Source organism: Kineococcus rugosus, assembly GCF_050871975.1.
Classification (GTDB): domain Bacteria; phylum Actinomycetota; class Actinomycetes; order Actinomycetales; family Kineococcaceae; genus Kineococcus.
In genome coordinates this window covers 1-18,697 of record NZ_JBJLSJ010000037.1, presented here as the reverse complement: position 1 = coordinate 18,697, position 18,697 = coordinate 1, and the positions used below count along the sequence as shown (strand labels likewise).

General features: G+C 74.7%; 16 protein-coding genes. 9 read left to right on the top strand and 7 right to left on the bottom strand.

All coding sequences use genetic code 11. The features are described 5' to 3' along the window. Positions 1-119 precede the first annotated feature (119 nt). On the top strand, positions 120-2,072 hold the full coding sequence (locus ACRYM6_RS18680) for a putative bifunctional diguanylate cyclase/phosphodiesterase (protein WP_432544389.1): 1,953 nt from the start codon (positions 120-122) through the stop codon (positions 2,070-2,072). A 74-nt stretch (positions 2,073-2,146) separates the two neighbouring features. Here the strand turns inward: ACRYM6_RS18680 and ACRYM6_RS18675 are convergent, their stop codons facing one another. Then, entirely contained in the window at positions 2,147-4,987 is a 2,841-nt protein-coding gene (locus ACRYM6_RS18675) for an ATP-binding protein (protein WP_432544388.1), read from the bottom strand. Positions 4,988-5,259: 272 nt separating this feature from the next. Here ACRYM6_RS18675 and ACRYM6_RS18670 point away from each other — a divergent pair, with 272 nt between their 5' ends. Continuing rightward, positions 5,260-6,093 (top strand): helix-turn-helix transcriptional regulator, encoded by an 834-nt coding sequence (locus ACRYM6_RS18670; RefSeq protein ID WP_432544387.1) that lies wholly within the window; start codon positions 5,260-5,262, stop codon positions 6,091-6,093. Positions 6,094-6,217: 124 nt separating this feature from the next. On the opposite strand, the gene ACRYM6_RS18665 is transcribed toward ACRYM6_RS18670, so the two are convergent. Then, positions 6,218-6,748 carry an MmyB family transcriptional regulator gene (locus ACRYM6_RS18665; RefSeq protein WP_432544386.1) on the bottom strand — a complete coding sequence of 177 codons (531 nt, stop codon included), beginning with the start codon at positions 6,746-6,748 and terminating at the stop codon, positions 6,218-6,220. A gap of 167 nt (positions 6,749-6,915) precedes the next feature. Then, entirely contained in the window at positions 6,916-7,629 is a 714-nt protein-coding gene (locus tag ACRYM6_RS18660; RefSeq protein WP_432544385.1) for an alpha/beta fold hydrolase, read from the bottom strand. Positions 7,630-8,037: 408 nt separating this feature from the next. Here ACRYM6_RS18660 and ACRYM6_RS18655 point away from each other — a divergent pair, with 408 nt between their 5' ends. From ACRYM6_RS18655 to ACRYM6_RS18645, 3 genes are all read left to right on the top strand, one after another. Further along, positions 8,038-9,225, top strand: a complete 1,188-nt coding sequence (locus ACRYM6_RS18655) for an LLM class flavin-dependent oxidoreductase (RefSeq protein WP_432544384.1) — start codon at positions 8,038-8,040, stop codon at positions 9,223-9,225. Then, positions 9,222-9,893, top strand: a complete 672-nt coding sequence (locus ACRYM6_RS18650) for an FMN reductase (RefSeq protein ID WP_432544383.1) — start codon at positions 9,222-9,224, stop codon at positions 9,891-9,893. Before ACRYM6_RS18655 ends, ACRYM6_RS18650 begins: the two co-directional genes overlap by 4 nt. Before the next feature lie 582 nt (positions 9,894-10,475). After that, on the top strand, positions 10,476-11,309 hold the full coding sequence (locus tag ACRYM6_RS18645) for a peptidase (RefSeq protein ID WP_432544382.1): 834 nt from the start codon (positions 10,476-10,478) through the stop codon (positions 11,307-11,309). A gap of 109 nt (positions 11,310-11,418) precedes the next feature. Here the strand turns inward: ACRYM6_RS18645 and frlD are convergent, their stop codons facing one another. The 4 genes from frlD to ACRYM6_RS18625 all read right to left on the bottom strand — a co-directional run bounded on the left by frlD (position 11,419) and on the right by ACRYM6_RS18625 (position 15,885). Beyond that, complete coding sequence (gene frlD, locus ACRYM6_RS18640; RefSeq protein ID WP_432544381.1) at positions 11,419-12,204, bottom strand: fructoselysine 6-kinase; 786 nt, start codon at positions 12,202-12,204, stop codon at positions 11,419-11,421. Positions 12,205-12,219: 15 nt separating this feature from the next. Continuing rightward, positions 12,220-13,215, bottom strand: a complete 996-nt coding sequence (locus tag ACRYM6_RS18635; protein WP_432544380.1) for an SIS domain-containing protein — start codon at positions 13,213-13,215, stop codon at positions 12,220-12,222. Further along, positions 13,212-14,684 (bottom strand): amino acid permease, encoded by a 1,473-nt coding sequence (locus ACRYM6_RS18630; RefSeq protein ID WP_432544379.1) that lies wholly within the window; start codon positions 14,682-14,684, stop codon positions 13,212-13,214. Before ACRYM6_RS18630 ends, ACRYM6_RS18635 begins: the two co-directional genes overlap by 4 nt. Before the next feature lie 112 nt (positions 14,685-14,796). Then, complete coding sequence (locus ACRYM6_RS18625) at positions 14,797-15,885, bottom strand: SIS domain-containing protein (RefSeq protein ID WP_432544378.1); 1,089 nt, start codon at positions 15,883-15,885, stop codon at positions 14,797-14,799. A 263-nt stretch (positions 15,886-16,148) separates the two neighbouring features. Between ACRYM6_RS18625 and ACRYM6_RS18620 the strand changes: the two genes are divergently transcribed. From ACRYM6_RS18620 to ACRYM6_RS18605, 4 genes are all read left to right on the top strand, one after another. Further along, positions 16,149-16,877 (top strand): GntR family transcriptional regulator, encoded by a 729-nt coding sequence (locus ACRYM6_RS18620; RefSeq protein ID WP_432544377.1) that lies wholly within the window; start codon positions 16,149-16,151, stop codon positions 16,875-16,877. Between the two features lie 82 nt (positions 16,878-16,959). Beyond that, positions 16,960-17,742: a GntR family transcriptional regulator gene (locus ACRYM6_RS18615; RefSeq protein WP_432544376.1), complete on the top strand. Its 783-nt coding sequence runs from the start codon at positions 16,960-16,962 to the stop codon at positions 17,740-17,742. Between the two features lie 66 nt (positions 17,743-17,808). Further along, a complete protein-coding gene (locus ACRYM6_RS18610) occupies positions 17,809-18,141 on the top strand; it encodes an ArsR/SmtB family transcription factor (protein ID WP_432544375.1) in 333 nt (110 codons plus the stop codon). Continuing rightward, positions 18,141-18,697: cation transporter (locus ACRYM6_RS18605; RefSeq protein ID WP_432544374.1), on the top strand; the 557-nt coding region annotated here is incomplete at its 3' end. The genes ACRYM6_RS18610 and ACRYM6_RS18605, both read left to right, overlap by 1 nt.

The window sequence follows — 18,697 nt, the reverse complement described above, 5'->3', positions numbered from 1 at the left end:
TGAGCTTGTTCCGCTCAACTCTGATGAGCGTGCGCGCCGTTGCCGCTCTCCGGTGGGCGGCGTACCGTCGCCGCAGGGTCGTACCCCGGCTCCCCCTCTGCCAGAGCGGTGGTCGACCGATGGATCCCCGAACCCCCCACCCGGGCACCGGTCGCGCCGACACGGTGCCGGAGGCGATGAGCGCCGCCCTGGCCGAGCTGGCGGTGGCCGCCAGCGGGCAGGCCGGCCCGGAGGAGCTGCTGAAGCAGCTGGTGGACATCGCCACCGAGCACCTCGACGTCGACGGCGCCGGCGTCATGGTCAACGACGGCACCCTGCTGCGCTTCGTGCACGCCGACCACGCCGCGGTGACCTCCGTCGAGCAGCTGCAGCAGCTCATGCAGGAGGGGCCCTGCCACGACGCGCTGCTGTTCGGGGTCGAGGTGGTCGTCGACGACGTGCGCGACCCGGTGCAGACGGCGTGGCCGCAGTACGTGACCCGGCTCCTGGAGGAGGGCCTCCTGTCGGTCGTGGCGATCCCGCTGATCAGCCGGGACCGGGTGTGGGGCGTGCTGGACCTCTACCGCCGCCGGCCCGGCACCTGGCGGCTGGAGGAGCTGCACTGGGCCCGGTTGCTGGCGCGGATGGCGGTGTCCTACCTGGTGCTGGCCGCCGACCGCCAGCAGCTCGTCCAGGCCCAGCAGGACCTCGCCCACGCCAGCACCCACGACGCCCTGACGGGGCTGGCGAACCGGACGCTGCTGCTGGACCGCCTCCAGCACGCCCTGTACGCCGCGCGCCGCCACCAGCGCGCCGTGGCGGTCTTCTTCCTCGACCTGGACCGCTTCAAGGCCGTCAACGACACCCTCGGCCACGCCGCCGGCGACACCGTGCTGGCGACGGTGGCGACCCGCGTGAACGCCTCCCTGCGCCAGGAGGACACCCTGGCCCGCCTGGGCGGGGACGAGTTCGTGCTGCTGTGCGAGGACCTCCCCCTGGGCGGGGACGGCTCGGAGGAGGCCGGGGAGCTGGAGCGGCACGTGCGGGCGGTCACCACCCGCCTGCGCCGGGTCCTGGCCCGCCCCCTGCACGTCGCCGGGGTGGACCTGGTGGTCAGCGCCAGCATCGGGGTCGCCGTCAGCTCGGACGTCGCGGGCCTCGACCCCGCCGACGGCGGACCCCGCGAGAACGGGCAGGTGACGGCGGAGGAACTGCTGGCGGCGGCCGACGCCGCGATGTACCGCGCCAAGCGGCACCACCGCGACGAGGACCCCCTCGCCGTGCGGACCGCCTCCGACGGTGGTGACCAGCGCACCCGGCGCCCCGGCCGGCACCTGGAGCGCCAGCTCGCCCGGGCGCTGACCCACCAGCAGCTGCAGGTGCACTACCAGCCCATCACCGACCCCGCGGGGACCGTGCACGCCGTCGAGGCGCTGCTGCGCTGGCAGCACCCCCAGCACGGGCTGCTGCCCGCCGCGCGGTTCATCGAGCTCGCCGTGGACACCGGCCTCATCGTGGAGATCGGGCACTGGGTCGTCGACCAGACCTGCGCGCAGATGGCCCGCTGGCAGCGCCAGCTGACGGGCGCGCGGGCCGGCGGCCCGGAGTGCGCCTACGTCAACCTCAGCGCCCGCGAGCTCGCCGACCCGGGCCTGACCGCCACCCTGGCCGACGCGCTGCGCACCCACGACCTGCCCCCGCAGCGGCTGGGCCTGGAACTGGTGGAGGACAGCTTCAGCGACCCCGACGTCCTGCCCGGCCTGCAGGAGCAGCACCGCCGCGGGCACCCGCTGTCGGTGGACGACTTCGGCACCGGGTACTCCTCCCTCGCGCGCCTGGTGGAGCTGCCCGTGCGCATGGCCAAGATCGACCGCGCCTTCACCGCCGGCCTGGAGGGCGACCCGCGCCGCCGCGCCCTGGTGGACGCGGTCGTCACCGTCGCCACCAGCCTGGACGTGCAGGTCATCGCCGAGGGGGTGGAGACCGCCGCGCAGGCCAGCCGGGTCGCGCAGGCGGGCTGCCACTACCTCCAGGGCTTCCACTGCGGACGCCCCGAGCCGGCGGACGTCCTGACGGCCCGCTGGGCCTCCTGAGGCGGGCGGCGGCGGGGAGCGGCGGGGCGCGACGGGACGCGACGGGACGGCGCGAGCGGTGGGGTGCCCACCCGCTACCGCGAGCCGGCGCCGCCGCGGGGGAACGGGTCGTCGGACCGCGTGGCGACGACGTGCGCGAGCTGGACGCGGGAGTTGATGCCCAGCTTGGCGAAGACCGCCCGCAGGTGGGTGCTGACGGTGTGCGGCGAGACCCCCAGCTGCGCCGCGACGGAGCGGTTGGTGCCCCCGCGCCCGACGTGGTCGGCGACGCGGCGCTCGGCCGCCGTCAGGGCGTCCCAGCCGTCGAGCGGGTGCGGCTCCTCCCGGGAGAGCCTGCGGGCGCCGTCCTGCAGCGCCAGCGCACGCGGGTCGACGATCACCGTGCTCGCCCCCCAGGACGCGAGCGCGTCGCTCGCCCGGCGCCACGCCCTCAGGGCCTCCGGGCGTCGTTCGGCGTCGGCGAGCAGGGCGGCGAGGTCACCGGCCGCCACCGAGTACACCGGCACCCTCGGGCCCGTGGCCAGGACCCGCACCGCCTCGGCCAGGCCGTCCACGTCGCCGGTGAGCAGGGCACCGGCGTGCAGGGCGATGCCCTGGATGCCGGGGACGCCCGGGTTGCGCTCGGCGTAGCCGGCCGCACCGGCCGCGGCCTCCTCGGCCAGTTCCCGCGCCCCCGCGCGCAGGGCGACGCGCACGATCTGCGGCGCGGAGTCGTAGTCGGGCCCGGCGCCCAGCAGGCCGTGCTCACGGCGCAACCGCAGCGCCCGGGTGAACGCCAGCACGGCGGCGGTGTCGTTCCCGGCCCCCTCCGCCAGCCGCCCGTCCACCACGTGCAGGGTGAGGTGCTGCTGCACGTCGCCGGGGACGAGCCCCGAGCGGGCGGCCTCCACGTGGCGGCGACCGGCCAGGGCGTCCCCCCGCGTGCCGACGACCCGGGCCAGCACGCAGTGCGCCTCGGCCCGGTAGAGCGCGAACTCCTCGAAGTCCTCCCCCAGCTGCAGCAGGTGCTCGGCCTCCGCGCGCGCCAGGTCGGTCCGGCCGGCGAACAGCTCCAGGAGCGAGCGCCGCCAGACGTGCTCGGGCAGGGTCCGCCACACGTCCGAGCGGTGCACCTCGGAGGCTTCGGCCAGCAGCGAGCGGGCCTCCTCGTAGCGCTCCAGCCCGGTGAGGGCGGCGACCTCCGCCGAGCGGGCCGGGCCGCCGTGGCGCACCCGCGCCTCGCGGGCCGGGAGCAGGGCGCCCTGGTGGCGGCCCTGCCGGGCGGCCGACTCCGCGAGCGCCAGGAGGGCCGCCTCGACGGCGTCCCGGTCGCCGAGCCGCTCGGCGTCGGCGAGGACGGACCGCGCCGAGGAGGTGGCGGCGGCGGGGTCGCGGTCGCGACTGGAGGCCAGTGCCCGCACCGCGCGCAGGCGCAGGTGGACGGGTGCGCCGACGGGGTCGTCCGGCAGCCCCTCCAGCGTCCGCGCCACCCCCTCCCGCAGCTCCTCGTCGCGGTGCAGGGCGCGCAGCGGCCCGGCCAGCCGCCACCAGACGCGTCCCGCGTCGAGGGCGGTGGTCACCTCCCCCAGCAGCGCCAGGCCGATGTCGGCCGCGGCCTCCACCTGCAGCCCGGCGCCGGCCGCCTCCAGCGCCTCCAGCCCGACGTCCAGCCGGTCGGGGCTGTCGGCGGGCAGCAGGCGCAGCGCGTGCTCCAGCAGCTGCGCGGCGGCGGCCGGGGTCGCGGGGACGAGCTCGGTGGCGGCGGCGCGCAGCAGGCCGGCCGCCCTGCGCCGCTCGGCGGGGGCGGTGTCCTCGGGCGCCGCGGGTGACAGCTCGCCCAGCACGTGGGGGACCAGGTGCGCGGCCGGACGTCCCTGCCGCAGCATCGTGCTCACCACGTCGCGGTGCACGGCGGCGCGCGCCGCGACCGGCAGGTCCTCGTAGACGGCCTCGCGCACCAGGTCGTGGCGGAAGGCGACCGCCGGTCCGTCGTGCTCCAGCAACCCGGCCCGCTCGGCGGCCTCCAGGGGGGCGATCAGCTGCGCCGCGGGCTCGTCCAGCACGGCGGCGACGTCGGTGAGGCGGAAGCGGCGCCCGAGGACCGCACCGGTGCGCAGCAGCCGCACCGAGGCCTGCGGCAGGCTGTCCAGCTGGCGCCGGACCGCGAGGACGAGCTGGTGCGGCAACGCCCCCGGCGTCCCCGACGTCCCCGGCTGCTCGGGCTCGCCGGGTCCCTCGGCGGCGGGGCGCCACCCGGCCAGCAGCGAGCTGACGAGCAGGGGGTGCCCCGCGGCGCGCTCCAGCAGGGCGTGCAGCGCGGGGTCCGGGTCGGCGCCGAGCTCGTCGCGGGCCAGGAGGGTGACGGCCTCCTCGTCGAGGGGGCCGAGGGTGAGGTGGAAGACGGCGTTCACGTGCCGGGCTGCCGTCCTGACCCGTTCGAGGGGGCCGTCGGGGTCCGGCCGGCCGGCCAGCACCCAGCACACCGGCTGCCGGGCGAGCCGGCCCAGGAGGACGCGCAGGGCGAAGACGCTCAGCTGGTCGATCCACTGCGCGTCGTCCAGCACCACCAGCAGCGGTCCGCGGGAGGCCGCGACGGCCAGGGCGTCGGCCAAGCGCTCGACGAGCCAGGGCTGGCGGTCGTACAGCCTCCCCAGCTCGGCGAAGGCCGCCTGCGACAACACCGGTTCCGGGCCGGCGCGCAGCGCCGACAGCAGCGCCGACAGGGGCAGCACGCGGGAGGACTCCTCACCTCCCCCGCTGCCCACCGTGAAACCCTGCTCGCGGGCCAGGTCCGTCACGGCCCGCAGCAGGGCGCTCTTGCCGATGCCGGCGACCCCCTCGACGGTGAGCAGGCCGGTGCGGCCCGACCGGCGGGTGCTGGACAGCACCGCCGAGGCGTGCAGCAGTTCCCGCTCGCGACCGCGCAGCCTGTCCACCCCTCGGACCTCCGTAGTCCACCTGCACGAGCCCCGGACGGCCGGGCGGGCCCAGTCTGCCAGCGTCGCACCCGCTCGACGCCGGGCGTCCGCACCGGCCGAGGGCCCGATCGGCCCCGCCGCCTCGCACGGATGTGCGATGCGCCGGCGACGACGAGCGGGTTGACTGCCCGTGCTCTGCAGGTCATCGGACGCTCCGGCGGGAGCGCGGGGGAAGGGGTGGTCGTCGTGGGTCCGGACGAGATCGCCGTCGCGTGCACCGGGGCGGCACGGTGAGCCCCGGGGCGCAGGGCATGGGCCGGTTCCTGCGGGCGCGGCGGGACGCGCTGCAGCCGGAGGACGTCGGCCTGCCGCGCGAGCCGGGACGCCGGGTGCCGGGGCTGCGCCGCGAGGAGGTCGCGGCACTGGCCGGCGTGAGCCTCGAGTACTACCTCCGGCTGGAGCAGGGGCGGGACCACCAGCCCTCCACCCAGGTGGTGGCGGCGCTGGCGCGGGCGCTGCGCCTGGACCCGGCGGGACGGGAGTACCTCTCCCGCCTGATGACCGGGTTCCTGGCGGTCCCGTCGGCCACGGACGAGACGGTCGTCGTGAACGAGCGCCTCACCTCCCTGGTGGACAGGTTCGGCCACGCCCCGACGTTCATCGCGAACGCGGTCAGGGACGTCCTGAGCAGCAACCCGATGGCGAGGGCGCTGAGCAGCGCCCTCGAACCGGGGCGCAACCTCCTGCTGGAGCTGTTCGCACCGCACGTGAAGCTGACGACGCCGGGCTGGGAGCAGGTCGCCCGGCGCGCGGTCGCCAACCTGCGCCTGGTCGGCGACCACGACAGCGCGCGGCTGCAGCAGGTGGTGGGCACCCTCGCGGTGCGGGACGAGGACTTCCGCCGGTGGTGGGCCAGGCACGAGGTCGCCACGACCAGCCTCCTGGGGAGCTTCTCCGCCACCGTCGACGGGTTCGGGCGGATCGACCTGGACTACGACAACCTCGCCGTGCCCGGGCACCCCGGGTGCGTGATGACCATCCTGCGGCCCCGCGCCGGCACGGTGGCCGAGGAGGCCCTGGAGGTGCTCGCCGCGCGCGTGCACGGGAGTCCGCAGCTGCTGTAGGTGCGCGGGGGTCGTGCCTCGCGCCCGCGAGCAGGTCCGCCGCCACCACCACCACCACCACCACCACGAACGCCGCGGGTCCGCGCGGGGACCCGGCGGCGCGGTCGATCCTCGTCCCCGGACGTCACATCGCGCGCAGCCGTCGCAGCGCATCGCGCGACGCCCGGTCCCTGGCCCGGAGGACGACCAGGACCGGGTCGCCGGGGCCGTGCAGGCCCTGCAACTGCTGGTAGGCCATCGACAGGGAACCCACCACGGGGTGCTCGACGTCGAAGTTGCCGGTGTCGACGCGGTCCCCCGGTTCCTGCGCCCAGGCGCGGCTGAAGTCGTCGCTGCGCGCGGCCAGCTCACCGACCAGCGCGCGGAAACCCGCGTCCTCCAGGTGGGTCTCCAGCGACGTGCGCAGGCAGTTCGCCGACTGCCGGCAGACGTGGTCCCAATCGCCCGTGGAGGCGGCGACCTCGGGGTTCAGGAAGATGAAGCGCGCCATGTTCACCCCGGGCTGGAAGGCCGCGCTCACCCGGCGGGCCAGCTCGTTGGAGGCCAGGACGTCCAGGTGGCGGTTGCGCAGGAGCGCCGGCACCTCGTGCAGCGACTCCAGCACCCGGCTCAGGTGCTCACCCGCCGCCGCGGCACCCTCAGGTCCATCGTCCACAGCGGCGACGGTAGACCCCGCACCCCGTGGCCCGTCAGCGACGGAACAGGCCCTGCTGGGGTCAGGGTCGCCCCGCCCGCGGGGTTCCCGCGGTGGCGCCGGCACCGGGGTTCGACGACGGTGGACCCGCCCGGACCCCGCGCGTTCAGCCCGCTGCGGGTGAGCGGTCAGGAGAGCTCGGCGGCCGCGGCCGCGATGACGTCGGCGACCTCGCGCGGGTGGGTCTGCATCACCAGGTGCGGGGCGTCGACCTCGACGATCTCCCGCACGCCCGCGCGGGTGTACCCGAACCGCTCCACCTCGGGGTTGATGGTGCGGTCGGCCGCCGAGACGATCCCCCACGACGGCTTCGTGCGCCACGCCGCCACCGACGCCGGCTCCCCGAACGCGAACGCCGACAACGGCCGCTGGGACACCGCCAGCACCCGCGCCCGCTCCTCGGGGACCCCCGCGGCGAAGACGGCCGGGAAGGCGTCCACGGCGACCGACACGTCGGTGCCGTCCTCGCCCCCGGGGACCGGGTACGGGGTGTACACGAGGTTGGCGGCCAGGTCGGAGTCGGGGAACCCGCCCTGCAACTGCCCCAGGCTCTCCCCCTCGGCCAGGGCGTACCCGGCCACGTACACCAGGCCGACGACGTTCTCGGCCGCGCCGGCGACGGTGATGACGGCCCCGCCGTAGGAGTGCCCGGCCAGCAGCACCGGGCCCCCGACCTGCTCGGCGACCGCGCGGACGGAGGCGGCGTCGGCGGACAGGCTGCGGTTGTAGACCGGCGGGACGCGGACGGCCAGACCGCGACCGAGCAGGTCGGCGGTCACCGGGGCCCAGCTGGCGGCGTCGGCGAACGCGCCGTGGACGAGAACGACGGTGGGAGCGGGCACGGGAACTCCTGGTGTCAGTGGTCAGTGGTCAGTGGTCAGTGGTCAGTGGCCGGTGGGTCGCGGTGGACGGGGAACCGGCTCGCGAGCGGGTCGGTCGTCCGCTGTCCGTGCTGCCGCCGGCGCTCGACGGCGAACGTCGCGCACCAGCGGTCGCGACGACCCTAGGCCGTGCCCGGCGCACCGTCCCTGTCCCTGACAAGGCCTGTCTCCCGCTGCGCCACCTCCCTAACGTGGGTCGTCGTGCCCACCAGTGCGCGGAGCAGGTCGAGCTCGGCCGGTGACCGGTCCGAGCCACCGTCTCCGCCGTGGAGCCCTCCGCTCACCGCGCCGCCGCCGCTCGACGCGCGGCCGGCGGACCGCCACCACCCACCAGCAGCCGGCGCGCGCCGGCTGAGATCGGAGCACACCGTGCAGTTCGGGGTCTTCTCGGTCGGGGACGTCACCCTCGACCCCACCACCGGGCACCTGCCCAGCGAGAACGAGCGCCTCAAGGCCCAGGTCGCCATCGCCCGCAAGGTCGAAGAGGTCGGCCTGGACGTGTTCGCCACCGGCGAGCACCACAACCCGCCCTTCGTGCCCTCCTCCCCCACCACCCTGCTCGGGCACGTCGCGGCCCTGACCGAACGCATCGTCCTGTCCACCGCCACCACGCTCATCACCACCAACGACCCCGTGAAGATCGCCGAGGACTACGCACTGCTGCAGCACCTGGCCGACGGGCGGGTGGACCTGGTGCTGGGCCGCGGCAACACCGGACCGGTCTACCCGTGGTTCGGCAAGGACATCCGCGACGGCATCGCGCTGGCGGTGGAGAACTACGACCTGCTGCACCGGCTGTGGCGGCAGGACGTCGTCGACTTCTCCGGGCGGTTCCGCACCGCCCTGCAGTCCTTCACCTCCACCCCCCGCCCGCTGGACGGGGTGGCGCCGTTCGTGTGGCACGGTTCCATCCGCAGCCCCGAGATCGCCGAGCAGGCCGCCTACTACGGCGACGGTTTCTTCCACAACAACATCTTCTGGCCCATCACCCACACCCAGCAGATGGTCCAGCGGTACCGCGAACGCTTCGAGCACTACGGCCACGGCCCGGCCGACACCGCGATCGTCGGCCTCGGGGGGCAGTTCTTCGCCCGGGAACGGTCCCAGGACGCGGTGCGGGAGTTCCGGCCCTACTTCGACGTCGCCCCCGTCTACGGCCACGGTCCCTCCCTGGAGGAGTTCACCGCGACCACGCCGCTGACCGTGGGCAGCCCCCAGCAGGTCATCGAGCGCTACGCCGCGATGCGCGAGCACGTCGGGGACTACCAGCGGCAACTGTTCCTCATCGACCACGCCGGGCTGCCGCTGTCCACGGTGCTGGAGCAGATCGAGATCCTCGGCGGGCAGATCGTCCCGGTCCTGCGGCGGGAACTGGCAGCCGGGCGCCCCGCGCACGTGCCCGACGCCCCCACCCACGCCTCGCTCGTCGCCGCTGCCGGCGGCGCGCACGACGCCACCGTCCACGCGGTCGACGCGGTGACCGGCCGCCGCGCCGAGGGCGAGGACGTCCCCGCGGTCCGGGTGCCCGAACCCGCTCAGCCGCAGGTGCGGGCGTGAGCGCCGCGCCCGGTGCCCGCAGCGGCCGGGGGCGCGCCCTGGCGGTCGTCTCCGCGGGCCTGCGCCAGCCGTCCAGCACCCGCCTGCTGGCCGACCGGCTGACCGAGGCCACGGTGCGGGCCCTGCAGGAGGACGGCGCCGGCGTGGACGTCACGGTCGTGGAGGTGCGTGAGCACGCCCACGACCTCACCAACGCCCTGGCCACCGGTTTCGCGGTGCCGGCGCTGCAGACCGCGCTGGACGCCGTGACGGGAGCCGACGGGATCATCGCCGTCTCCCCGATCTTCTCCGGTTCCTACAGCGGCCTCTTCAAGACGTTCTTCGACGTCGTGGAGGACGGGGCGCTGGCCGGTGTCCCGGTGCTCCTGGGCGCCACGGCCGGCACCGCCCGCCACTCCCTGGCTCTCGACCACGCGCTGCGCCCGCTGTTCGCCCACCTGCGCACCGTGACCGTGCCGACCGGGGTCTTCGGCGCCACCGAGGACTTCGGGACGGGCGACGTCCGGGCCGGGGGTGCCGCCGCGGGATCCGGCCTGACCGTGCGGGTGCGGCGTGCCGCCGGCGAACTGGCGGCGCTGATGCGCGCCCGCACCCCGCGTGAGGTGCGGCCCGCGGCTCTGCCGGTGCCGAGCACGTCGTTCGAGCAACTCCTGACGGGCCGGGCCTGAGGAGGGATCCTGCGTGAACCGCCTCCACCCCTTCAGGACTCGGTGCTCGACCGTCGTCACTGCGGCGTCGTGGGCGACTCTGACCTTCCTGCCGTTGCCGTTCGACGGGAGCCCCCTGGTGCACAGCCTGCTCCTCGCCTGCGCCGTGCCCGTCGCTCTCACGGCGGGTTCCCTCGCCTCCTGGGACGGTCGCTCATCGACGTCCTCCGGACGTCGATGAGCGCACGACTCCGGAGAGCCCTGCGTCTCCTCCTCGTCCTGTCGGCTGTGACGATCTGCGGTGTCGCGCTGCGCACGGGCGGAGGCTGACGGCCGCGCGTGCGCGGGCTGCGGGAGTTCCGGGATCGCGGTGCCTCGATCCGGTTCCCCGGACCCGCGTTCCAGGTCGCCACCCTCCTCGGCGAGTTCCCGCGCGCGGCGACGGCGTGCGGGTGAGCAGGACGCGGCAGGGCAGCCCCGGGGCCGGTCGCGGAACCCGGGCATGAACCCGGGCACGGCCGTGTTGCAGCAGCCGACGGAGCCGGAACCCGCAGCCAGCGGAGGCCGAACCCCCGTCAGGAGCCCTGGAAGGGGCAGATCACCGTGAACCGCACACTCTCCACCGCCGCCGTCCTGACCGCCGCCGCCCTGCTCGGCGGAGCCGGGGTCGCCGCCGCGGCCGGCCCGGTCACCGGCACCGGCACCGGCTCGGGCGCGAACGGCGTCCCGGCGCAGACCGTCATCCACTTCGCCAAGGGCGCCACCTCCGCCTCGGTCAGCGGGAAGGTCGGGCCGGGGGAGGACGACCGGTACGTCTTCGACGCGAAGGCCGGGCAGACCGCCCACATCCACCTGGCCCGCTCCACCAGCGCCCAGACCTGGACGCTGGTCGGCCCCTCGGGTCCGGCGGTGCACGACGCGCACAGCCCGCGGCAGTCCGACTTCACCTACCGGCTGCCCGAGAGCGGGCGGTACTACGTCGACATCGTCTCCACCCGGCCCTCCAGCTACCGGCTGGACCTGTCCATCCCCGCCACCGGCAAGCCCGCCAAGCCCGCCAAGCCCGCCAAGCCCGCCAAGCCCGCCACGGGCAACGGTGGTGGGGTCCACGGGAACCTGCCGGTGGTGGCCGAGGCCACGAAGATCGACTTCGCCCCCGGGCGCACCAGCGCGACGGTCACCGCGAAGGTCGGCCCGCGCGACCGCGCCGCGTACACGTTCGCCGCGAAGGCCGGGCAGCGCGCCCGGATCCAGCTGGACGGTTCGGGCACCGGGACGTTCACGCTGATCGCCCCCGACGGCACCCCGCTGCACACCACGCACAGCCGCAACCAGCGTGATGTGACGGTGACGCTGCCGGCGTCGGGTCTGTACCGCGTCGACCTCGCCGACGACGTCCACGCCGGGTCCCAGCAGCTGACGCTCAGCGTCCGCTGACCGCGGGACCGCCGGGCCCGGTTCCCCGGGCCCGGCGGGGTCGTCCAGGACCCGGTCGGCGGGGACCACCCCGCGGAGCGGACCTCGACCACACCGCCGGGCGGGTCCGCTACCAGGCCCCCGGGTAGGTGAGCGTCACCGCGCTGCTGGCCGCGCCCCGGGCCATGCACTCGGCGAGCGGCCGGCCGTCGAGGACGCCGGTGAGGAAACCCGCGATGTAGCTGTCCCCGGCGCCCATGGTGTCGACGACCTCGCCGGGGACCGGTCCGACGACCGTGAACTCCCGGCCGTCGTAGGCGATGCTCCCCCGCGCGCCCAGGGTGGCGACGACGCACACCGGGCCCCGGGCCTGGGCCCGGCGCACGAACTCGCGCAGTTCCTCGCCGTCGTCGGCCTCCAGCCCGAAGAACGCGTAGTCGACGTCGCCGAGGGAGGCGTCGACGACCGGGTCCTGCGGCTGGTCGGAGTAGTCGAAGGCGATGGTGGCTCCCCGCGCCTTCAGCGCGGCGAGGTCCCCGGCGGTGTGCCCCCAGATCCCGGAGACCACCAGGTCGTGGCCGCACAGGAAGTCGAGGTCGTCGGCGGTGAGGCGGAAGTCCGCCATGACCCCCTCGTCGTGCTCCCCGAAGACCCGGTTGCCGTCGACGACCTCGATCTGGGTGAGAGCCGTGCTGCCGGGGCTGACGCGCAGGTGGCTGGTGTCCACGCCCTTGCCCTCCAGCGCCCGGCGCAGGAGGTCGCCGTGCGCGTCGTCCCCCACCGCGCCGACGTAGGAGCTGTCGACCCCGAGGCGGCGGAGGTAGACCGCGACGTTCACGGCGTTGCCGCCCGGGTAGCTGCGGCCCTGCCCGGCGTAGACGTCGATGCAGTTGTCGCCGGCGGCTGCGACTCTCATGCGGTGGTCCTCCGGTCAGTAGGGCAGGGCGCGGTAGTAGCGGCGGATGTCCATCGGGTGCCGGTTGAGGTGCTCCACGTGGGCGTCGATCCGCTGGGTGACCGCGTGCGTGACGAGGTGGGACAGGAACCCGCGGTACTGCGGCGAGATGCCGTCGAGCGCGTAGTCCCTGGAGTCGATGAGCGTGACGTTCGCGCTGATCCTCGGCAGGAACCGGGCGACCCGCTCGGCGAGCGGGCGCTCGGCGTCCTCCCCGAGGAACACGGTGACGTTGGTGTCCCGGTCGACGACCTCGAGCGTCCCGTGCAGGAACTCGGCCGCGTGGATGGACTTGCTGCGCAGCCAGTGCTGCTCCTCCCAGTAGCACATGGCGTACGAGTAGGTCGACCCGTGCTGGGTCCCGGCGGCCACGAAGTAGTGCACGGGGTCCTCGTGGTGGTCCCGCGCGAAGGCGGCGCCGAACTCGTCCGCGGCCTTCTCGACGTCGACGAGCGCCCGGGCCAGGTGGGCGTCGAGCTGGGCGTAGTAGTCGTCGTAGGCCTCGAAGTGACCGGCGTTGCGCATGAACCGGTCGGCGACCATGAAGAACTTCAGCTGCTCGTTGCCCGGCCGGGAGATGCAGGTCGTGGACAGGTCGGCCAGCGGGGTTCCCGGGGCGTCGACGAAACCGATGACGGTCGCACCGAGCTTCTCGACCTCCTGCACGGCGGCCACCATCTCGGGGGTGTTCCCCGTGACCGAGGAGATCACGACGACGGTCCGGTCGGTGATGCGGCGGTTGCCGGTGGTGGTGAACTGCGCGGCGTTCTCGACGCACACCGGGATGGCGCTGAGCTGCTTGACGTGGGACTCGGCCTGCAGGCCCGAGGCCCACGTGCCCCCGATGCCCAGGTAGCAGAGCAGGTCGTACCCCCTGTCGCAGAGGCCGTCCACCACCTCCTCGATCGCGGGTCGCAGGGCGAGGGCGCCCTCCACGCTGCCGAGCTGCGCGTTCTCGTCGAACTTGATCAACGGGTTCCTCCTGTGGTGCGGTCTGTGGTGCGGTGCTCCGGGGCGTCGACCTCGGCTTCGGCTTCGGTCCCGCCCAGGATGCGTGCGTTGCGGGCCCTCTCGGCGCCCTCGATGACGTCGGCGTTGACCTTGCGCCAGCGGTAGTAGAACGGGACCGCGGAGGCCAGGGCCAGCAGCCCGGCCCCGACCGACTCCACCGGGGCGTCGAAGAACGTCGAGATCATCAGGATCAGGCTCGGCACGATGGCCAGGACCGCGGTGACGGGGCCGAACGGGGCCCGCCACGTGGGCCGGTAGTTCGCCTTGCGGCGCAGCTTGAACCACGCGCAGAACAGCAGCGCGTTGCGCAGCAGGACGATGAGCGTGAAGAGCCCCAGCAGCTGCTGGATCGTGGAGAACCAGACGAGGACGAGGGCGAGGCCGGACTGCCAGAGCATCGCGGTGGCGGGGGTGTTGTACTTCGGGTGGATCGTGGCCCACGAGCGCCACCAGTACCCCTCCTCCGCGGCCTTCATCTGCATCCGGGCCTGGAACATGATGAGGCTGGACAGCGAGCCGACCACGACGACGACGGCGAGGACCGCGGCGATGGTGCCGGCGTTGCTGCCGATGCCGGGGATCTGCGAGAACGCCGCGGCGACGGGTGCGTCGGAACCGGACAGGGAGTCGATGTCGACGAGGCCGACGGCGGCCGCGGCCAGGCCGGTGTAGAGCAGCGTGACGAGGACGACGGTCCCGATGAGCGCGATCGGCATGTTCCGGCGCGGGTTCTTGATCTCCCCGGCCATGGTGACCGACGTCTGCATGCCGTCGTAGGCCCAGGTGGTCAGGGCGACGCCGGTGACGATCGCGAGCAGCGGGCTCGACACGTCGGCCGCCTCGCTCGTCCGGCTGGAGTAGTTGTCCCCGTTGACGAAGAACAACCCGATGCCCACGAGGACGATGAAGGGCACGATCTTGGCGGCGGTGATGAAGTCCTGCCAGGTGGCGCCGGCCTTCTTGTGGCAGATGTGCAGCCACGTGAAGAAGACGATGAGGGCGCAGCCGACGAGGCGTCCGGTGGTCCCGCCCCAGCCGGTGAAGTACGCCGCGTAGTTCACGACGGTCAGGGTCATGGTGGCGATGCCGACCGGGTCGGTCGCCCAGTAGCACGACCACGACATGAACATGCTGGGGAAGGACCACCCCGCTTCGCGGAAGTACACGACCTGCCCACCGCTCTCGGTGTAGGCGGTGGAGAACTCGCAGTACAGCAGGATCTGCGGGACCATGATCAGGCCGCCGACGAGGAACGCCGCGATCGCCAGCAGCGGGGTGCCGGCCGCTCCGGCGACGGCGCCGACGGAGGTGAAGATGCCCGATCCGACGGTGGTCCCGACCCCCAGCGCGATGGCGGTGGTCAGGCCGAGGTTGCGTTGCAGCTTCCCCTGCCCCGGGGAGGCCGCCGTGGGCTCCACGGTGTCGCTCATGCTGTCTCCTTGTGTTGTCGGGGTGCGGTCCGCGCCGGCCCGACGTCGTGGTCGGGCCGGCGGGGACCGGCGCGGTCCGCCGTCGCGGGGCGGCGGACCGGTGGCGGTGGGTTCAGACGACTTCCCTGTCGACGTAGTTCTCGCTCTTGCCGCTGACCATCGCCTCGAACCGGGCGAGGAGCGGATGCTTGTGCCACAGGTGCTTGCGTTCGGTGATCTCGTACGACACGATCTGGAAGAACGGCAGCAGGCTCGCCGCGCTCGCCAGCGGGTCGCGCAGGGTGTCGACCCGGACGTCGGCGTCGTCGGCGCCGGGGTCGTCGGTGAGCAGGAGCACCCGGTCGGTGACGACGCGGGCCGCTGCGCGGATCTGCCGCGACCGGGCCCGGGAAGCGGGTCCGGTGGCCACGACGACGACCGTGTGCAGCGGGGTCAGCTGCAGGTGCGGGCCGTGCAGGAACTCCTCCAGGTCGACCGCGACGGCCGGGACCTGGAGGGTCTCGGCCAGTTTCAGCGCCCCCTCGGCGGCGACGCCGAGGTCGGGGCCCGAGCCGAGGACGAACACCGGGCCCATCGAGGTCAGTTCCTTCTCGCGGGACCGCAGGACGTCCCGCGTCTGGGAGCGGACCGCCTCGTAGGAGGCCACGTACTCCCCGAGCGAGTCGCGGAACGACGGCCGTCCGCCGCCGTCCCGGCCCAGCCGGCCGGCCGCGGTGTCGGCGAAGAGGCAGAAGAACGCGTGCAGCGCGCTGACGCCCTTCGTCACGTACCCGACGGTCTCGGTCCCCACGCCGTAGTCGACCAGGACGTCGCAGTGCGCCGGGAAGTCGCTCGCGACGTCCCCGGTGATGCCGATCGCGGGGCGGCCGAGGCGGCGCAGGCAGTCGAGCGCCTCGATCGCCGCGGTGCTGAAACCGCTCTGGGACACGCACACGACGAACTCGTCGTCGGGGACCTCGTGCTCGTGGTGGACGAACGTCCAGGGGTCGGTGACGAGCACCTCGACGCCCAGCGCCCTCCGCAGGTACGGGCGGGCGCACAGCGCGGCGTTGCGGGAGGAACCGGAGGCCACGACGCGGACCACGCGCCGGGGCGCGGCGACGTAGGCGTCGACCAGCGGTTCCTCGAAGTTCCCGGCGGCCTGGGCCCGCAGCACGGCGGGGGTCTCGGCGACGTAGTGGAGCATCGTCTCGGTGCGCACTGGAACTCCTTCGTCCGCGAGCGCTCCGCTCGGGTGGGTGCCGCCGACGGCGGGGCCGTCCGGCTGGGGGGGTGGTGCGACGGACGCCTGCGACCGTCGCCACGCACTCGGACTAGACGGGTGACCGCCAAAACCGAGCCAATGAGAACGTAGCACCACGAGCCGCCCGCGCCTAGACCGCTCTGCGATAAAATCGGACCACCGGCCGTTCTCGCCTCCCCGGCACCGCCTGACCCGACGGCCCGCGAGACGAAGGAGGAGCCGTGCAGCGGCTGACGGTCCGCCCCAGCGTCGACGCCCAGGAACGCCTCGAAGCGCTGGTGGTGCGCGAGGACCTCCGCCCGGGCGACCGGCTGCCGACCGAGCGCGAGCTCGCCGCCCGGTGGGGCGTCAGCCGCGCTGCGGTCCGCTCGGCCATCCGGCGACTGGCCGACGAGGGGGTCGTCTACAACGTCCAGGGGTCGGGGACCTACGTCGCGGCACCGCCCGTCGTGCGCAACCTGCGGGACCTGCGGCCGTTCGCCGAGGCCGCGGCCGCGGCCGGCCGGACCCTGACCACCACCGTGCTCGGCTGGGACGCCGAACCCGCCGACGCCGGCACCGGGGACCGGCTGGGCCTGCCGGTCGGTGAACCCGTGCACGTGGTGCGCCGGGTGCGCCTGCTCGACGGGGTGCCCGCGGCTGTGGAGCGGTCCGTCCTGCCGGTGTCCCGGTTCCCGGACCTGCCGTGGCAGTACGACGCCCACGGGTCGCTGTACGCGGCGCTGCGCGGGGCGTACGGCGTGGAGGTGGTCGCGGGCTACGAGCAGCTGTCCGTCAGCGCCCTGGACGAGGCGACCGCGCAGGTGCTGGCGGTGCCGCCGGGGACCTCGGTCCTCTCCCTCAGCGGGGTCGCGCACGAGGCCGCCGGCGCGCCGGTCGAGCACTTCTCCTCCCTGGTCCGCGCCGACCAGGTGCGGTTCGCCAGCGAACTGGGGACCGTCGCCCCCTGACCCCGTCCCGGGCGCGGCCTAGGGTGGGGCGGACGTGGCGGCCCGGACGCCACCGGCGGCGGCACGGACGGGGGGGGCGACGGTGGGGGTCGAGCGGACGCCGCAGTACCTGGCGCTGCGCCGCCTGGTCCGGCACCGGATCGAGACCGGCCGCTACCAGCCCGGCGCCCTGCTGCCGGCCGTGGGCGACCTCGCCGCCGAGCAGGGGGTCCACCGCCTCACGGCCCTCAGGGCGCTGGAGGCGCTCGTCGAGGAGGGGCTGCTCAAACCGGTCGTGGGCCGGGGGTTCTTCGTGGTCGGGGAGAAGGTGGCCCGCGAGCTGGAGACGCTCGACGGCTTCACCCAGTCGATGACCGAGCGGGGGGCCGAACCGTCGGTCCGCGTCCTGGCGCGGGGCGTGCGGCCGGCCGGCCCGCGGTACGCGGACGTGTTCTCGGTGGCCGAGGACGACGACCTCTGCCTCATCAAGCGGCTGTGCCTGGCGGGGGGCGTGCCCTTCTCGCTGGAGGAGATCCTCTTCCCGGCGGACCTGCTGCCCGACACCGGGGTCCTGGACCTCGGCGTCTTCTCCCTCTACCAGCTGTTCAGCTTCTACGGCGTCCAGCTGCAGCGCGCCTGGCAGACGCTGGACCTGGCCACGCTGGACCAGAAGGACGCCCGCGTCCTGGAGGTCGACGCCGCCGTCCCGGTGATGCTCTTCACCTGCACCAGCCGTGACCGGGACGACCGGGTGGTCGAGCACACCCGCACCTACACCCGCGCCGACCGGGCCAGCTTCGTCGTGCCGTTCGGGTCCGGGTCGCTGCGGACCGGGTCCGTCCCGGCGGCCGAGGGGTCGTGGGTGCCCGGCGGCGTCCCGGGGTGAGGCCGGCGCCACCCCGAGAACGCGTCAGCGTCCGCTGACGTCAGTTTTCGCTGTAGCGTTGTCGGGGTGGAGACCACGACCCGCATCGAGGTGCTGACCACCTTCGGCCACGCCCTGTCCGACCCCACCCGCGCCCGGGTCCTGGTGGCCCTGCGCGCCGGCGGGGCCTACCCGACCGAACTGGCCGAGCAGCTGGGCGTGGGCCGCACCAGCCTGTCCAACCACCTGGCCTGCCTGCGCGGCTGCGGGCTGGTCGTCGCCGTCCCCGAGGGCAAGCGGGTGCGGTACGAACTGGCCGACGGCCACCTGCGCCGGGCGCTGGAGGACCTGCTGGGCACCGTCCTGGCCCCCGACGCCGCCGCCTGCGCCCCCGCGCGGGCGGGCGGGGAGTGCTGCTGATGGACCGGCTCCCCGCCCCCCGGCTCCGCCCGGCGCCCGCCGGTCCCCCCGCGCCGCGGCGCGAGGTCCTCGCGCGCCGGGTGCGCCTGCTGGTCGCCGGGACCATCACGTACAACCTGGTCGAGGCCGCCGTGGCGCTCGGCGCCGGGCACCGCGCGGGGTCGGCCGCCCTCGTCGGCTTCGGCCTGGACTCCCTCATCGAGGTCTCGTCCGCGGCCGCCGTGGCCTGGCAGTTCTCCGCCCGCGACGAGGCCCGCCGCCGGGCGCGCGAGCACCTGACCCTGCGGATCATCGCCTGCTCGTTCTTCGCCCTGGCCGCCTACGTCGGCGTCGGGTCCACCCGCGCGCTGCTGGGCGACGGCGAGGCGCAGCCGTCCACGGTCGGCGTCGCCCTGGCCGCGCTGAGCCTGGTCGTCATGCCGTTCCTGTCGCTGGCCCAGCGCCGCGCCGGCCGGGAGCTCGGGTCGGCCACCGCGGTGGCCGCCGCCCGGCAGTCCCAGCTGTGGACCTACCAGGAAGCGGTGGTGCTCCCCGGTCTGCTGCTCAAACCGGTCGC

Coding starts and splice junctions, on each gene's coding strand:
- ACRYM6_RS18630 (WP_432544379.1), bottom strand. CDS start 14,684: ATGAGCGACACCGTGGAGCCCACGGCGGCCTCCCCGGGGCAGGGGAAG.
- frlD (WP_432544381.1), bottom strand. CDS start 12,204: ATGAGAGTCGCAGCCGCCGGCGACAACTGCATCGACGTCTACGCCGGG.
- ACRYM6_RS18680 (WP_432544389.1), top strand. CDS start 120: ATGGATCCCCGAACCCCCCACCCGGGCACCGGTCGCGCCGACACGGTG.